The sequence below is a fragment of the Falsirhodobacter algicola genome (genome assembly GCF_018279165.1).
GTDB classification, from domain to species: Bacteria; Pseudomonadota; Alphaproteobacteria; order Rhodobacterales; family Rhodobacteraceae; genus Falsirhodobacter; species Falsirhodobacter algicola.
The window spans coordinates 992,117-1,007,617 of record NZ_CP047289.1 but is presented as its reverse complement, the minus strand read 5'-3'; the positions used below and the strand labels follow the sequence as shown (position 1 = coordinate 1,007,617).

General features: G+C 67.0%; 12 protein-coding genes and 1 tRNA gene. 4 read left to right on the top strand and 9 right to left on the bottom strand.

Annotated features, from left to right (window positions below):
* Window positions 1–38: 38 nt before the first annotated feature.
* From GR316_RS05035 to GR316_RS05005, 7 genes are all read right to left on the bottom strand, one after another.
* On the bottom strand, window positions 39–1,442 hold the full coding sequence (locus tag GR316_RS05035) for an HlyD family type I secretion periplasmic adaptor subunit (protein WP_211784936.1): 1,404 nt from the start codon (window positions 1,440–1,442) through the stop codon (window positions 39–41).
* On the bottom strand, window positions 1,439–3,592 hold the full coding sequence (locus tag GR316_RS05030) for a peptidase domain-containing ABC transporter (RefSeq protein WP_211784935.1): 2,154 nt from the start codon (window positions 3,590–3,592) through the stop codon (window positions 1,439–1,441). The genes GR316_RS05035 and GR316_RS05030 overlap by 4 nt, the downstream gene beginning before the upstream one ends.
* Before the next feature lie 12 nt (window positions 3,593–3,604).
* The gene (locus GR316_RS05025; RefSeq protein WP_211784934.1) at window positions 3,605–3,892 is read right to left on the bottom strand and encodes a hypothetical protein; all 288 of its coding nucleotides are present in this window, start codon (window positions 3,890–3,892) and stop codon (window positions 3,605–3,607) included.
* A gap of 26 nt (window positions 3,893–3,918) precedes the next feature.
* A complete protein-coding gene (locus GR316_RS05020) occupies window positions 3,919–8,904 on the bottom strand; it encodes a DUF4082 domain-containing protein (RefSeq protein WP_211784933.1) in 4,986 nt (1,661 codons plus the stop codon).
* A 158-nt stretch (window positions 8,905–9,062) separates the two neighbouring features.
* Complete coding sequence (locus GR316_RS05015) at window positions 9,063–9,878, bottom strand: glycosyltransferase (protein ID WP_211784932.1); 816 nt, start codon at window positions 9,876–9,878, stop codon at window positions 9,063–9,065.
* Window positions 9,879–10,090: 212 nt separating this feature from the next.
* A complete protein-coding gene (locus GR316_RS05010) occupies window positions 10,091–10,702 on the bottom strand; it encodes a methyltransferase family protein (protein WP_211784931.1) in 612 nt (203 codons plus the stop codon).
* A 7-nt stretch (window positions 10,703–10,709) separates the two neighbouring features.
* On the bottom strand, window positions 10,710–11,261 hold the full coding sequence (locus GR316_RS05005; RefSeq protein ID WP_249218819.1) for a tyrosine-protein phosphatase: 552 nt from the start codon (window positions 11,259–11,261) through the stop codon (window positions 10,710–10,712).
* 87 nt (window positions 11,262–11,348) lie between these two features.
* Here GR316_RS05005 and GR316_RS05000 point away from each other — a divergent pair, with 87 nt between their 5' ends.
* Window positions 11,349–12,005, top strand: a complete 657-nt coding sequence (locus tag GR316_RS05000; RefSeq protein ID WP_211784930.1) for a response regulator transcription factor — start codon at window positions 11,349–11,351, stop codon at window positions 12,003–12,005.
* Window positions 12,002–13,273, top strand: a complete 1,272-nt coding sequence (locus GR316_RS04995; protein ID WP_211784929.1) for a sensor histidine kinase — start codon at window positions 12,002–12,004, stop codon at window positions 13,271–13,273. The genes GR316_RS05000 and GR316_RS04995 overlap by 4 nt, the downstream gene beginning before the upstream one ends.
* 43 nt (window positions 13,274–13,316) lie before the next feature.
* Here the strand turns inward: GR316_RS04995 and GR316_RS04990 are convergent.
* Window positions 13,317–13,392 (bottom strand) — tRNA-Ile (locus GR316_RS04990).
* Window positions 13,393–13,494: 102 nt separating this feature from the next.
* On the opposite strand from GR316_RS04990, the gene purM reads away from it, so the two are divergent.
* Both purM and purN read left to right on the top strand, forming a co-directional pair.
* On the top strand, window positions 13,495–14,538 hold the full coding sequence (gene purM / locus GR316_RS04985; protein WP_211784928.1) for a phosphoribosylformylglycinamidine cyclo-ligase: 1,044 nt from the start codon (window positions 13,495–13,497) through the stop codon (window positions 14,536–14,538).
* On the top strand, window positions 14,535–15,101 hold the full coding sequence (gene purN, locus GR316_RS04980) for a phosphoribosylglycinamide formyltransferase (RefSeq protein ID WP_211784927.1): 567 nt from the start codon (window positions 14,535–14,537) through the stop codon (window positions 15,099–15,101). Before purM ends, purN begins: the two co-directional genes overlap by 4 nt.
* Here purN and GR316_RS04975 read toward each other — a convergent pair.
* A complete protein-coding gene (locus GR316_RS04975) occupies window positions 15,098–15,415 on the bottom strand; it encodes an arsenate reductase family protein (protein WP_313796908.1) in 318 nt (105 codons plus the stop codon). The two genes, purN and GR316_RS04975, sit on opposite strands and share 4 nt — an antisense overlap.
* Between the last annotated feature and the right edge of the window lie 86 nt (window positions 15,416–15,501).

Here is a 15,501-nt window from a genome sequence, read left to right as displayed (position 1 = left end):
CAAGGGATGCGGCCCGGCGCATGGCCGGGCCGTACGCCTTAGGGTTCGCGGAAGCTTTCGTCGAAGCCGCGCAGCAGCGGATAGAGGAAGTAGGAGATCATCCGCCGCGTCCCGCTCTTGATCTCGGCCTGAACGCCCATGCCGGGGATCATGCTGCTGCCGGGCAGGACATGGCGCAGCTCGCTCTCCTCCACCGCGATCCGCACCCGGTAGAAGGCCGGCGCGCCGTTATTGGCGGTGTTTTCGTCATGGGCGAAGGCGTCCTGACTGATCATGCGGACGGCGCCCTCGGCGGTGCCGAACTTCTGGAAGGGGAAGGCATCGAACTTGATGCGCACATCGTCCCCCACGGCCAGACGGCCGATATCCTGCCCATCCACGGCCACCTCCGCCTCCAGCGGAACGCCCTGCGGCACCAGCGTGAAGAGCGCCTCCGCCCCCTGCGCGACCGATCCGACGGAGCGGGCCGCCACCTCCAGCACCACCCCATCGGCGGGGGAGCGCAGGACCGACATCTCTTCGCGCAGGGCGGCCTTGCGCATTTCCTCCAACGTCTCGCTGCGCTGCTCGCGCAGGGTGACGAGCCGTTCGGTCGCGGTCTTGTGGAAATCCTCCACGAAGGCGGTCGCCCCGGCGCGGGCCTGCGCCAGACGCTGGATCGCCTCCAGCCGCTCGTTGCGCAGGCGCTCCAGCCCGGATTCGGCCTCGAGGCTCAGATCGCGCTGTTGAAGATACAGAAGGCGCGAACCGCCGCCCGTGTCGATCAGTTGCAGGCGCATGTCGTCGATCTGATGCAGCCCATCCAGCCGCTTTTGCAGCAGCGTCTCCTCGCCGCGGGTGGCGGTGACGGTGGCCTCGGCCTCGGCGACGCGGCTGTCGTAATCCTGCAACGTGGCGTCGAAATAGGCCTGGCGGCGTTGGTGCAGGGCGGCTTGCAGCGTCTCCTCCTCCGAGGCGTCCGGGCCGGGGGCGTAGCTTTGGCCGCCGAGTTCGGCCTCGAGCCGGGCGATCTCGGCCTCCATCGCGCGCAGGCGGGCGGCCAGTTGACCGCCATCGGCCGATACGAAGGTCGGGTCCAGCCGGGCCAGAACCTGACCGGCGGTGACGTGATCGCCGGGCTTCACCGCGATCTCGCGGATGACCGAGGTTTCCAGCGGTTGCACCACCAGCGCGGGCGTCGCCGTCACCAGCTTGCCCTTGGCCACCACCACCTCGTCGAGGCGGGCGAAGATCGACCACAACACCGCCAGCGCCAGCAGCGCCACCACCCCATAGAGCGTCATGCGGGCAAGGGCAGGGGGGGACTGCTCCTCCAGTTCCACCGCGTCGGGCTGGAAGGCGAGGATGTCGGGCATGCGGGCGGGCGCGGCGGGATCGTCCTGTGGGATCTGGGTCTTGCCGTCCTTCGCGGCCAGCTTCAGGCGTGCGCGGGGGCGGGTCATCCGGCCATCCTCATCTGCTGGTTCCACAGCTGCCGATAGGTCGTGCAGCGGCTCAGAAGCTGATCATGCGTGCCCATATCGGCCAGTTGGCCCTTTTCCACGACCATGATCGCATTGGCATCGGCCAGCGTGGACAGGCGGTGGGACACGATGATGACGGTCCGGCCCCGCGCGATGTCGCGGATGCTGTCGCGCACGATGGCCTCGCTTTCGGGGTCGAGCGCGCTCGTCGCTTCGTCGAAGATCAGGATGCGCGGATCGGTCACGAGGGCGCGGGCGATGGACAGGCGCTGCTTCTGGCCGCCCGAGAGGTTCGCGCCGTTCTCCTCGATCATGGTGTCGAAACCGCGGGGAAGCTGCTGGATGAACTCCTCCGCGCCGGCAAGGCGCGCGGCGGCGACGATGTCGTCGAACGGGGCCGAGGGGCGGGCCGCGGCGATGTTCTCGCGCACGGTACCGCGGAAGAGGAAGTTGTCCTGCAACACCACGCCGACATTCTGGCGCAGGTGATTGAGGTCGATCTCGCGCAGGTCATGGCCGCCGATGCGCACGATGCCCCGCTGCGGCGGATAGAGCCCTTGGATCATCCGCGTCACCGTCGTCTTGCCCGAACCCGACCGACCGACCAGCCCCAGAATGCTGCCCGCGCCCACGGTGAAGGAGACCTTGTCCAGCGCCAGCGGCAGATCGGGGCGGTAGGCGAAGGTCACGTCCTCGAACTCGATCGGGCCGGCGATGGGCGGGCGCAGACCGGCGCTGCGGTCCTGACGTTCCACGGGCTGGTTCATCACCTCGCCCAGCATGCGGACCGACAGCGTCACCTCCTGATATTCGTGCACCATGGTCACGATCTGGGTCAGCGGCCCCGACACGCGCCCCGCCAGCATGTTGAACGCCACCAGCGCCCCGATCGTCATATCGCCGGAAAACACTGCCAATGCGCCGAAGCCGACGATCGCAACGCCCATCAGCTTTTCCATGAAGCCCGTCACCGCCTGCGCGGCGGTGGAAATCTTCTCCACCTCGAAGCGGGTGGTGACGGTGCGGGCGGACCGTTCGTCCCAGACCTTGCGCTGAAGCGGCTCCATCGCCAGCGATTTGACCGTGCGCATGCCGTGGATCGTTTCCACCAGCAGGCTCTGCCGGCGCCCTTCGGCATCGTAAAGGGCGTTGAGGCGGCGGCGGAACGGGCCGACCATCAGCGCCACGATCAGCGCCACGGCCGCGCTGAACAGCAGCACCAGCGCCGCGAGCTTCGCGCTGTAGAAGAACAGCACCGGCACGAAGACGAACAGCGACATCGCATCCAGCAGCGTCAGGAACAGCCGCCCCGTCAGGAATTCCCGGATGCGGCTGGCCTGCTGCATATGCTTGACGAGCGTGCCCGCCGTGCCCCCTTCGAAGAAGGTGATCGGCAGGTCCATCAGGTGACGGAAGGTGCGCGTCGCCACGCGGATGTCGATCCGGTTCGTGGCATGGATCAGCAGATAGCGGCGCAGGAAGACGAAGGCCGCATCGAAGATCAGCGCCCCCACGATCCCGATGGAGAGCATGTAGAGCGTCGAATAGCTCTCATGGACCAGCACCTTGTCGATCACCAGTTGGAAGAAGATCGGGCTGGCGAGGCCGAGGCCGTAGAGCACGACCACCGCCACCGCCACATCCAGCAGCAGGCGGCGCTGGCGCAGGATCTCGGGCATGAACCAGCGCAGCGAGAAGGGCTGTTCGGGATCGGTCAGCGCATAGCTGCGCTTGGCCAGCAGCAATTCGCCGTTCCAGCGGGCGCAGAACTGTTCGACCGAGACATTGAGCGGGCCGCCCTCGGCCAGCGGGTCCAAGAGCTCCAGCCGCTCCTCGCCGGTTTCGCTGCGGCTGGCGCCGAGGACGGCGACCCAGTTGCCGTTCTGCAGCCGCGCGAGCGCGGGATAGGCCTGACCGAGCCGCGTCAGCCCCCGGCGTCCGACCTTGGAAATCCGCGCCTTCAGGCCGTTTTCCCGCGCCATGCGCATCAGTTGGGGCGCGCGCAGGGTGTCCCCGCTCACGGCGTAATCGGTGCGCAGGCGGTCGGCGCTGATGTCCAGCCCGTGATGGCGCAGCAGGGCCGACAGACACCACAGTGCAGTGCGGCAGGATTGCGGTTCGTCGGCCATGCTGCCCCTGCCTTAGCTGAAGTTCGGCGATCCGGTCCGGCGCGGGGCCGGCGGGACTTCGGTGGGCGGCTGCATCCGGCGAACGGCCCCGGCCTCGGTCAGGCCGTTCAGGGCCTTCTGCATCAACTCCACGCTGTTGGCGAAGCTTTCGACCGACATCACCACGCGCTGGCGAAAGACGGGCTTCGGCTGGCCGTTCGCGTCCCGCTCGGACGGCGACAGGCTGACGAGGTCGATCCGCACGATCTGGCCGCTGACGGTGATTTCGCCGATCCCATCGGCATAGAGTTCGTCATGCATCTTCTGTCCTTTGCACATGCGGGGCATCACGCGACCAGCGAGGAGCTGAACACCACGTCCACCCAGTAGTTGGAGTTGTTGTAGGAACCCGTCGGGAAGGCGCTGTCGCTGCCATAGGCATAGACGCCGTTGCCGCCCCCGCTGGCCGTCAGGCTGCCGCGCGCGACCGTCTGCGCGAAGTAGTTGGCATCGACCGCATAGCGCCCGTCGGTATGGTACGAGACGACGTAGTTCGTATCGGCATCCACCGTGACGGGGGCGTCGAAGTTCGCGGTCTGCCAGCCGCTCGCCGTTTCGTTGGTGAAGGACACGGTGGCAAGGCGCGTACCGGTCGCCGTCCACAGGCTGCCGCTATGCGTGCCGGTGTTCTGCGCGCCCTTGTAGAATTTCACGCCCAGCACCTCTCCGGCCGAGGCGGCGGTGAAGCGCATCCCCAGTTCCACGGGAGAGGCATCGCCGGAATCCACCACCGTGGGGGCAGCGTTCGCAGCGAACAGGCTTTCGGCCGCATCGCCCGAGCGGATGGCCAGCGCCACATCGCCCGTGGCCGTCCCGCCGCGCCCGTCCGACAGGGTGTAGCTGAACCCCGCCGCACCCGTCGCGCCCGTCGTGGGGGTGAAGGTCACGATCCCCGCATCCGCATCCAGACGGACGCTGCCCTTGCGCGCCCCGCCGACCGCCGTGATCGACAGCGTGTCGCCATCGACATCGGTGTCGTTGGCCAGAAGATCGGCCACGGCGATCTGCAGCGGCGTTCCTGCGGCCGCGACAAGGCCGTTGTCGGGGGTCGCCACCGGCGCTTGGTTCGCCGCCGCGCTGGGCGTATAGGCGACATCAACCCAGTAGTTGGAGTTGTTGTAGGATTGGTTCGGGAAGGTTCCCGCCGCGCCGTAGCCATAGACGCCGCTGGTACCGGTCAGCGCGCCATTCGTGACGGGCGCGTTGAAATACCCCGCATCCGACGAATAATTGCCGCTAGTGTGATAGGAGACGACATAGCTCGTGCCCGCCGTCACCGTCAGCGGGGTGGCGAGGTTCGCCATCTGCCAGCCGCTCGCGCTTTCGTTGGTGAAGCTGACGGTGCCAAGGACCGCGCCATCCGCCGTCCAGAGCGTTCCGGTATGCGGGCCGGTGTTCTGCGCACCCTTGTAGAAGCGGATGCCCGACACCTCGCCGTCGCGGGCGGCGGTGAAAGCCATCCCAAGCTCGACCGAGGCCGGATCGTTCACCTGCACCGTGCCCGGAACGGCACTGGTCGCGAACAGGGTGTCATAGGTGGGCGGCTCGGTCACCGACAGGTTGACGGCGGCGCTGGCCGTGCCGCCCGCACCGTCGCTGATGGTATAGGTAAAGCCCGCCGCGCCGGTATATCCGGCCTGCGGCGTGAAGGTGATCGCCCCCGTCGCCGCATTCAGCGCCACGGTGCCGTTCGCCGCGCCGCCGACGCCGGTGATGGTCAGGGGTTGGCCTTCGGGATCGCTGTCATTGGCCAGAAGCTGCGCGCCGGCGATCACCAGCGGGGTGCCGGTCTGCGTGCTGTAGCCGCTGTCATCCGCCGCCACCGGGGAAAGGTTCTGACCGGGCGCGGCGGGGTTGTAGAGCACGTCCACCCAGTAGTTGCTGCCCGCATAGCTGGAGGTCGGAACGCTCGTTCCATTGCCATAGGAATAGACCCCCGCCGTCGCGGTCAGCCCGCCGCTGGTCCATGCCGTGTCGAAGAAGCCCGAGGTGGTGGTGTAATGCCCGTTGCTGGCATAGCCCGCGACATAGCTTTGCCCCGCCGCGATGGAGATCGGGCTGCTGAACACCAGCGTCTGCCACCCGCTCGCGGATTCGTTGGTGAACGTCCCGGAGGCGAGGATCGTGCCGTCGCTGCGCCACAGCGTGCCGGTATGCGTCCCCAGATCCTGCGCCCCCTTGAAGAAGCGCAGCCCGGAGATCGTGCCCGAACCCGATGCGGTGAACGCCGTGCCCAGCGTCACCGCCGCGCTGTCGCCCGAATCCGTGACGGCCGGGCCGCCGGTGCCGCCGAACAGGCTTTCATAGGGAGCGACCACCTGCATGTTGACGAAGGCCGACCCGATGCCGCCGCGCCCGTCGCTGATGGCATATCCGAAATGCGCAGCGCCGGTATATCCGGCGGTGGGCGTGAAGGTCACGATCTGGCTTGCGGCATTGTAGCTGACCGTGCCGCCCACCGCCGATCCGGTGCCGGTGATCGACAGGATGTCACCGTTGGCATCGCTGTCATTGGCCAGAAGGCTTGCGGCGGTGAAGGTGATGGGCGTGTTGCGCGTCGCGAGATAGCCGTTGTCGTTCACCCCGACCGGCACCTGATTTTCGGTGTTGGTCGGGCTGAAGATCACATCCACCCAGTAGTTGGTGTTCGCCTGATAGATCGGGAAGGCGGTGGAGGCGTTGTAGACATAGTACCCCGACTGCGCCGTCAGCGCGCCATTCGTGACCGGCCCCGTGAAGAAGTTCTCGGTGCTGGCGTAATGGCCGTGGCTCGTATAGCTCGCCACATAGGTCACGCCCGCGGCCACCTGAAGCGGGCTGTCGAAGCTGACCGTCTGCCAGCCCTCGGTGCCGTCGGCGCTGAAGGTCGCGCTTTTCAAGAGCGTGCCGTCCGCCGCCCAGACCGAGCCGACATGCGTGCCGCCATCGCCCAGACCCTTGTAGTAGCGCATCCCCACGATCGACCCGGCTTCGGAGGAGGTGAAGCTCATCCCGAGGTTCACCTGACCCGTATCGGCGCTGGAGGTGTCGTCGGGCTGGGCGGAGGGCTGGAAGACGCTGACCGTCGGCGCGGCCTCGATCGTGATGGAGGTGGGCGCGCCGGGCGTTTCGAGGTTCACGCTGTCATCGACGGCGCGGGTCAGGATGTCGAAGGTGCCGCCCGCCAGCGGCGTCCATGTATAGCTCCAGTTCGTGTAGCCCGTGGCGCGGTGCCAACGCTGCCCGCCATCGGTCGAAACCTCGACCACGGCCACGCTGCCGCCGCCGGTATCGGTGGCGGTGCCGGTCAGGGTGATGGACTGACCCGCGCGGAACGGTCCTTCGGGCAGGGTCACGCGGCTGACGGGGGCGACACGGTCGCCGGTCTGGGTGGCCGCCATCAGGCTGGCCATCAGCGTGGACGGTTGCACCCCCATATCGGCGAACAGGTTGACCATCGCCTGCTGCACGTTCGGATCGGTCGGCGTCGCCTCGTTGTCGTGGTGATCGTCGAGGCCCCAGCTCCAATAGACCGACCCCGCCCCGAAGACGAGCGCGCCGCTGGCCGCCCGATAGAGCGTGAGGGCATGGGTGGCGGTACCTTCGCCGGTCGTGTTGCCGTAATCCAAGAGCAGCGATTGGACATCCACCGTCGTGTTCGACAGCTGGATCAGACCCGCCGGGCGGAAGCCGTTATCGACATCCGAATCCCATTCGTATCCCAAGAGGTTCTTCGTCAGCTCATAGACCTCGCCCGGCGCGATGTCGGCCACGGCGGTGTTGGTCCAGAACCGGAAGTTCGACAGATCGTAGGGCACCTCGATCGTGTCCAGACGGTAGGTGTCCACCGTGAACATCGTCCCCGTCAGCGCGTTCTCCGGCAGGCCCGAGCCGTATTGCGGATCGCGCCATGTCGAGGTGGTGTTGCCCACATCCGTATCGTCGTTGTCCCAGCGTTCCTTGTAGGACACGAGCGTGCGGTAGGGCGTGCCCGAACCGTCGATGCTCGTTTCCCACCGGGTTTCCCAATACACCTCGTTGCCGGACAGGAAGGCGAGGTTCACCCCCGCATCCCGCGCCGCCTCCACATTGGCGCGCTGGGCGGCGGACCAGTATTCGTCATGGCCGACCGACAGGAACACCTTGCTGTCCAAAAGCGCCGAGGCGTCGCGGTCCGTGTCGATCCCGGAGATGTAGTTGACGTCGTAGCCGTTCTGCTCCAGCCAGCGGATCGTCGGATATTCGACGCCGAAGATGAAATCCTGCGGCCCGGCCGCATAGCCGCCGTCCCGCGTGATGATGGGGCGGTTGTAGCTGAGCTTGCTCGCGCGGCCCTCGCGCCCCTCGGCGTCGATCCCGCCGTAGAAGTTGTAGCCGCCCCACCAGTTATAGGCCTGCCATGTCGTGTCCGAGGTCTGGAAGGTGATGTCGCTCTTGGCCTCGTCGTCGCGCACGACGAAGGGGATCATGTTGCGCCCGCCCGATCCGTCGTTGCGGGTCATCACGGCGTAATAGACTCCGGAGACCGCATCCGCCGGAATGTCCCACGAGGCGGAGACGTCCCAGTTGCCGGCATCGACCAGCTTCGTCTCCGGATCGAACAGCGGATCGGGCTGGCCCTGCGCCGTGCCCAGCTTGCGGTCGATCGTCTGCACCAGCCGCGCGCCGTCGCCGCCGTAATAGCCGATGCGGTAGATATCGATGCGGTAATCGGTGGAATCGGTGCGGATCTTGAAATCCACCGTCTCGCCGTGATTGAGCGAGAATTGCGCCGCATACCCTTCGATCGAACTGTCGCCCGTGCCGATCAACCATTCGCTTTCCGGAGAGCCCTGCTTCTGGTTCTCCAGCACGATGGCGTTCACGGCTTCGGCCTCGAGGGAGGTCTTGGCCGTGCTGTCCGTCGCGGCGGTGCTGCCGGGGGAATAGAGATCGAGCACCTTCGCCGAATAGCCCGAGGGTTTGCCGTCCGTTCCCGGATCGGCGCCCGTGCGGATGGAGCAGACGGTGCAGAACCGCCCGGTGCAGGAGCCGCAGGCCATCAGATCGGCCGCCGCCCGCCAGTCGATCGCCCCGCTGCCCGAGGTGCCGGCCGCGCCGCCCCCCGCATCCGCGCCGGTATCGGCCACCACGACCGGCGCACCGGGCGAAAGGATCAGGGGCGTCGGCATGTCCGATGACGGGCTGCTGACTGGCTGAAGGGACAGATCGCCCGCATCCGCCTCATCGGTGGAACCGCCGGTCCCTGCCTCGGTGGTGGTCCACGGATCCTGTGTCTGGTCGTATGGAGGCATGGTGAAGCCGCACCCTGGTAAAATCATCCCCGGGCTTATCCTGCGGCAATCGGCGGAAAGCGGCCATCCTCGCTTTCGAAGCCCCCGGACGCCGGATGGTGGCATCCCCCTGCGCCCAATTGCCGGGGGGCTTCACCTTTTGGAGTGTGCGGTGGGGGCTACGCGGGCTCGAAATCGGAGGGGCGGCGGAAGGTCAGGACCTTCAGACCCTCGGCCGTGATGTGGGGGAAGAGATCCTGCATCTGCGCGATGACGTGATCGCCTGAGACGATCTCCGACTTCATCTCTCCGACGCGGCTGTCATTGTCGGCATGCACGGTGCAGGCATATCCGATCGAGGTCGTGTCGTGATGGACCGGAAGCGTGATCTTGGTGTGCGGACCAAGCTGGAACACGGTCTTCAGATCCGCCATATCCGAAAGGATCCCAAGCCCGAACGCGTTCAGGGGATATCGACGGATGCGGAAGCCATAGGCATCCTCGCCGACACGGCTGATGGAAAAGCCGTTGTTGAACGAGATCACGGTGCCCGGCGCGATGGACGCTGCGATCTTTTCCACCTTGTCGGCGTAATCGCGGGGCAGGGCGTCGTCGTCGTCGTAGCGGAAGGTGTAGACGCGCCCCGTCCCGGCGATGCGGTGCACGATGGGGGGCACGACATCGTTCGATCCCTGATCGTCGGCGACGGGCACGATGAGGACATGGGGAACATCGGCGCAGGCCTCTTCCAGCTGATCGCGGAACGGCTGCGGAAGGTCCTCGCTGATGAGGATCAAGCCATGAAGGTTGTCGCGGTTCGCCGAGAGCTCGCGGTAGGTGGACAGGCAGAACGCTTTGAACATTTCCAGACGCTTTTGCAGGGACTCCGGGCGGAAGACCAATGCCTTGGCTTCTTCGAGTGTCTTGCCCTTGGTGGCGCGGAACGATCCCAAGGTCCGCTGGGTGACGAGATTAAAGCGCGTTACACCGAACAAATTCAAAGTCCATCTCCCGTCTGCCTTGCGGATACCGCGAGGTGTAGCACGGGTGATCCCGGTCCAACAGCGTTGAGGGCGCGCGTGCACCCCCCATGCGGTTTTTTAGGCCCGAAGGCATCCGGTTGCGTTCGAAATCATCGGCTTGAGCGGCGAATGGGGCAAAATCCCCCTGCGGCCGGATCGACATCCGGGCCGAACGCCGCCCCCCTTCACGGCAGGACGATCCCGTGCAGCAACCGGGCCGCGTGCAGCCAGTTCAGCCCCTCGGCCAGCGGGATCAGCGACAGGAACACCAGCGCATCGCGCATGTTGCGCCGCAGGGTTCCGCTGTCGAAGGTGACATGCCGCGGGGTCGCGAACCCCGAAAGGTCGGGCAGGATGCGCGGCACGCGCTGGGCATAGGCATCGTAGGCGCTGCCGAAGATGCGGCGCAGATCGCGCTCTTCCCGGGCGGCGGTGGCGGTCAGGATCGCAAAGATCACGCCCCCCGCCAGCAGCGTCAGCGTCAGGCTTTGCTGCATCAGCCCGAACCCCGCCGCCCCGAGGGTCGAGGATAGATACAGCGGGTGGCGGCAGAGCGAATAAGGTCCGTCCTGCATCAGGCGCTGGTTCTTGTGCCCGCCGATATAGAGGATCGCCCAGAACCGGCCCAGCACCGCCGCGACGATGCACAAAATGCCCGCGCCATGCAGCAGGGCGGCGGGCAGGCCGCCAAGGGCAGGGGTGGCGAGGAGCAGAACCGGCAGCAAGGCGGCAACGGCCACGCGCAATCCGGCGATGCGTATCTTCTGATTGAACGGCTGGGCCAGCGATATGGTCATGGTATCCTCAGGATGAAAAGCCCAGCCACGGTTCCAGAGCTTCCCAGCTCTGATCCATGGGCCAAGCGGCGGTATGGGGGATCGAGATGTGGCCGTAGCGGAACGAGATCTGCGCCTCGGCCATCTCCTCGTCCTGCGACAGCGCGGCCAGCAACAGCGCCGAAGCAAGGCCGGTCCGATCGGCGCCGGATTTGCAGTGGATCAGCACCGGCTTGGGCGCCGCGCGCAGCAGCGCCAGAAGCTGCTGCGCGCGGTCTTGGGACAGGGCCTTGCCCGCCGACATGCCGAAATCGTAATGCACGAGGTTCAGCCGCGCCGAGGCCGCGATCTCGGCGTCGTACCAGTCGGTGCCGGTATGCTCGCCGCGCAGGTTGATCACGCTGCGGATGCCGGTCTCGGTGATCCAGCGATCCAGATCGTCGCCCGATGGCTGGGCCGAGCGATAGGCCACACCCTCGAGCACCGGATGGAAGTTTCCACGGAGTTGAAGCTGGGCCAGATACCCGCCCGGCAGGCCCAAGCACAGAGCGGCAAAGAGGAGAAGTTTGCGATACATCATACGCCCCTCCTGCCGTGCGAAGCTGACACGAAGCTGAACGCTGGCCTTCGCCGCCATCGGGATTATGCTGGTCCGGCGGAGGCATGGATGCGGATATTGCTGATCGAGGATGATGCGGGGCTTGGATCGGCCGTGCGCGACCGCATCGCGGGCGACGGTCATCTGCCGGACTGGGCCGGCGACCTTGCGAGCGCACGCGATTTCCTGCGCGTGGTGGATTACGATCTGGTGCTCTTGGACATGATGCTGCCCGATGGCCGCGGTCTCGATCTGCTGCAGGACCTGCGGCGGGCGAAGAACACGGTGCCGGTCATCGTGCTGACCGCGATGGATCGCATCACCGACCGGATCGACGGGCTGAACGCCGGGGCCGACGATTACCTGATCAAGCCGTTCGACCTGTCGGAACTCGCGGCGCGGATCGGGGCCGTGGCGCGGCGCTACGCCCGCGACCCGAACCCTGTGCAGCATGTCGCGGGCGTGGAGGTGGACCTTGCGGGCCGCCGGGTGCGCGGCCCGCAGGGCGCCATCGATCTGTCGCAGCGCGAATGGATCATCCTCGAGACCTTGGTGCAGGCCAAGGGGGCCACCGTGTCGAAGTCGCGGCTCGAAGATCGGCTCTATTCCTTCGATGCCGAGGTCGAGAGCAACACCATCGAGGTCTATGTCAGCCGGTTGCGCAAGAAGCTGGGCCGGGGCAGCGTGGAGACGCTGCGCGGTCTTGGCTATCGGGTCGCGCGATGAGCGCGCGCAGCCTGCGGCGCGATCTGGCGATCGGGCTCGGGGCCGGGCTGACGGTGCTGTGGATTCTGGCCATGCTCGGGGCGACGCTGATCCTGCGCGAGGAGTTGGGCGAGGTCTATGACAGCCTGATGGAGGAAACCGCCGACCGGCTCTTGCCGTTCATGGGCGCAGAGGACATCGCAGACCTTCCGCCGCGGGCGGAGGTGCTGCTGACATGGGCCCTGCACGATGCCGAGGGTATGCGCTTTTCGGACGATGCGGACCCGGCGGATTTCGCGCCCGACCCGCCCGAGGGGTTCAGCACCGCCCGGGATCAGCGTCATTTCGTCCGCCGTTCGGGGGGCAGGGTGCTGGACATCGCAAGCCCCCTGCAGGAACGGCGCGAGGCGTTGCGGGAGGTGATGACCGCGCTGATCCTACCAGCCTTGGCGCTTCTGCCGCTGTGCCTGTGGGGGATCGTGTGGTTCACGAACCGCCGTCTGCGCCCCGTCGCCGATCTGTCGACCGAGGTCGCGGGCCGCAGTCCCGGCGATCTGCAGGCGCTGACGACGCCCGCCCTTCCGGCGGAGCTTTTGCCCGTGCGGGACGAGATGAACCGCCTGATGGCCGATCTGTCGGAGGCGCTGGCGGCCGAGAGGGCGTTTTCGGCCAATGCCGCGCATGAGTTGCGGACCCCGATCGCGGCGACGCTGGCGCATGTGCAGCTTTTGCGCGACGCCGCGGACGGCCCCCTGCGCGACCGGGCGGACAAGGCCGAGGGGGAGCTAAAGCGCGTGACACGCCTTGCCGAAAAGCTGCTGCAACTGGCGCGCGCGGAACATGCGGGCTTCGTCTCGGGGCCGGTGGATGTCGCCCCGATCCTGCAACTCGTTGCCCGCGATTTCGGAATGTCGCCGGAGATTCCCGCCGCGCCGGTCGTTCTGCGCATCGATCCCGACGCCTTCGCGATCCTCGCCCGCAACCTGATCGAGAATGCGGTCCATCACGGCCGCAACGCCGAAATTCGGTTGCAGGCGGATGGAACGCTCGTGGTGGCGAATGACGGGCCGGTCGTGCCCCCCGGTGCGCTGGCCCATCTGACCCGCCGGTTCGAGCGTGCGGGCGCGCGGAATGCAGGATCGGGCCTTGGTTTGGCGATCGTCGCGGCGGTCGCGGGCAATGCCGGGTTCGATCTGACGCTGCGTTCCCCGCGGCAGGGGTCCGTGCAAGGCTTCGAGGCCATCGTCGGACCGAAGGGCGGCCAAGGTGCAGGAACCCTGCGGCGATGATCGGACGGGCTGCTCCGCGCGGTCGGATGGAATGCGGGGGGTATGGTAGGCCCGGAGGGACTCGAACCCCCAACCAAGGCGTTATGAGCGCCCTGCTCTAACCATTGAGCTACAGGCCCGGCCCGAACTGGGTAAGGCCAAGCCGTGACGGGGTCAAGCCGCGTTGCGCGCGGGGCGACGATCGTCTAATGCGGGCGAAACAGGATTGATCGGGGCCTGCCATGACAAGCAAGACTGGACTGACCTATGCCGATGCCGGCGTGGATATCGACGCGGGCAATTCCTTGGTGGAGCGGATCAAGCCGGCCGCCAAGCGCACCGCCCGCAGTGGCACGGTGTCCGGCCTTGGCGGCTTCGGCGCGCTGTTCGATCTGAAGGCGGCGGGCTATTCCGATCCCATCCTCGTGGCGGCGACGGACGGCGTGGGCACCAAGCTGCGCATCGCCATCGATACCGGCGTGGTGGATACGATCGGGATCGACCTCGTGGCGATGTGCGTCAACGATCTGGTCTGCCAAGGGGCGGAGCCGCTGTTCTTCCTCGACTACTTCGCCACGGGCAAGCTGGATGTCGATCAGGCGACGCGGATCGTCGAGGGCATCGCCTCGGGCTGCGAAGCGTCGGGTTGTGCGCTCGTGGGCGGTGAGACGGCGGAAATGCCGGGCATGTATCACAAGGGCGATTTCGACCTTGCGGGCTTTGCCGTCGGCGCGATGGAGCGTGGGACGGCCCTGCCGGACGGCGTGGTCGAGGGCGATGTGCTTTTGGGCCTTTCGTCGGACGGGGTGCATTCCAACGGCTATTCCTTCGTGCGCAAGGTGGTGGAACTCTCGGGCCTTGCGTGGGACGCACCGGCCCCCTTTGCAGAGGGAACGCTGGGGCAGGCGCTGCTGGTGCCGACACGCCTCTATGTCAAACCCTCGCTGGCGGCGATCCGGGCGGGCGGCGTGCATGCGCTGGCCCATATCACCGGCGGCGGCCTGACCGAGAACCTGCCGCGCGTCCTGCCCGAGGGCCTTGGCGCACGGATCGACCTTGGTGCATGGACGCTGCCGCCCGTGTTCCGCTGGCTGGCCGAAACGGCGGGCATGGCCGAGGCGGAGCTGCTAAAGACGTTCAACTGCGGCATCGGCATGATCCTATCCGTCAGCGCCGAGCGCGCCGACGCGCTGGAGGCGCTGCTGACCGCCGAGGGGGAGAGCGTGACGCGCCTTGGCCGGATCGAGGCGGGCAGCGGCGTCGCCTATGAGGGCCGCCTTCTGTGAAACGCGTCGCGATCCTCATCTCGGGCGGCGGGTCCAACATGCTGGCGCTTGCGCGCAGCATGACGGGGGATCACCCGGCGCGCCCGGTGCTCGTCGCCTCCAACGACCCGCAAGCCAGCGGGCTGGAGAAGGCGGCGGAGATGGGGATCGCCACGGCCGCCGTCGATCACCGGCCCTTCCGCGGCGATCGCGCGGCCTTCGAGGCGGCCCTGCTGGAGCCGATCCTGCGGGCCGAACCGGACATCCTGTGCCTTGCCGGGTTCATGCGCGTGCTGACCCCGGCCTTCGTGCAGCGGTTCGAGGGGCGGATGCTGAACATCCATCCCTCGCTCTTGCCGAAATATCCGGGCCTTCACACCCATCAGCGCGCGCTGGAGGCCGGCGATGCCGAGGCCGGCTGCACCGTGCACGAGGTGACGGCGGTGCTGGATGACGGCCCGATCCTTGGGCAGGCGCGGGTGCCGGTCCTTCCGGGCGACACGGCGGACACCCTCGCCGCGCGCGTGCTGGCGGAGGAGCATCGGCTCTACCCCGCCTGCCTGCGCCGCTTTGCCGGCGGTTAGGGCAGCAGCGCCGCCTGCACATCTTTCGACCAGCCGAGATGCAGCGCATCGCCGCTGCGGATCACGGGCCGCTTCATCACCGTGGGGTGCCGTTCCAGTAGCTCCGCCTCGGGCAGGGCGCGGTCCTCTTCGGACAAGGCGCGCCATGTGGCCGAACTGCGATTGATCAGCGCGGCGCCGAATGTCCCGATGAACTCCGCGCGTTCCTGCGGCGAAAGCGGATCGACGCGGATGTCGCGCAGCTCTGCCCCGTCCAGCGCCTTCACGGCCTTGCGGCAGGTGTCGCAGGTCTTGATCCCATAGATGACGATCATGCAAAGCTCCTAAACTTGTAAGGACATCGGCGGGCTGACCGGGCGATGCCTAAAGATGCCGTTCACCTTTTGTGGGCACCTTCGCC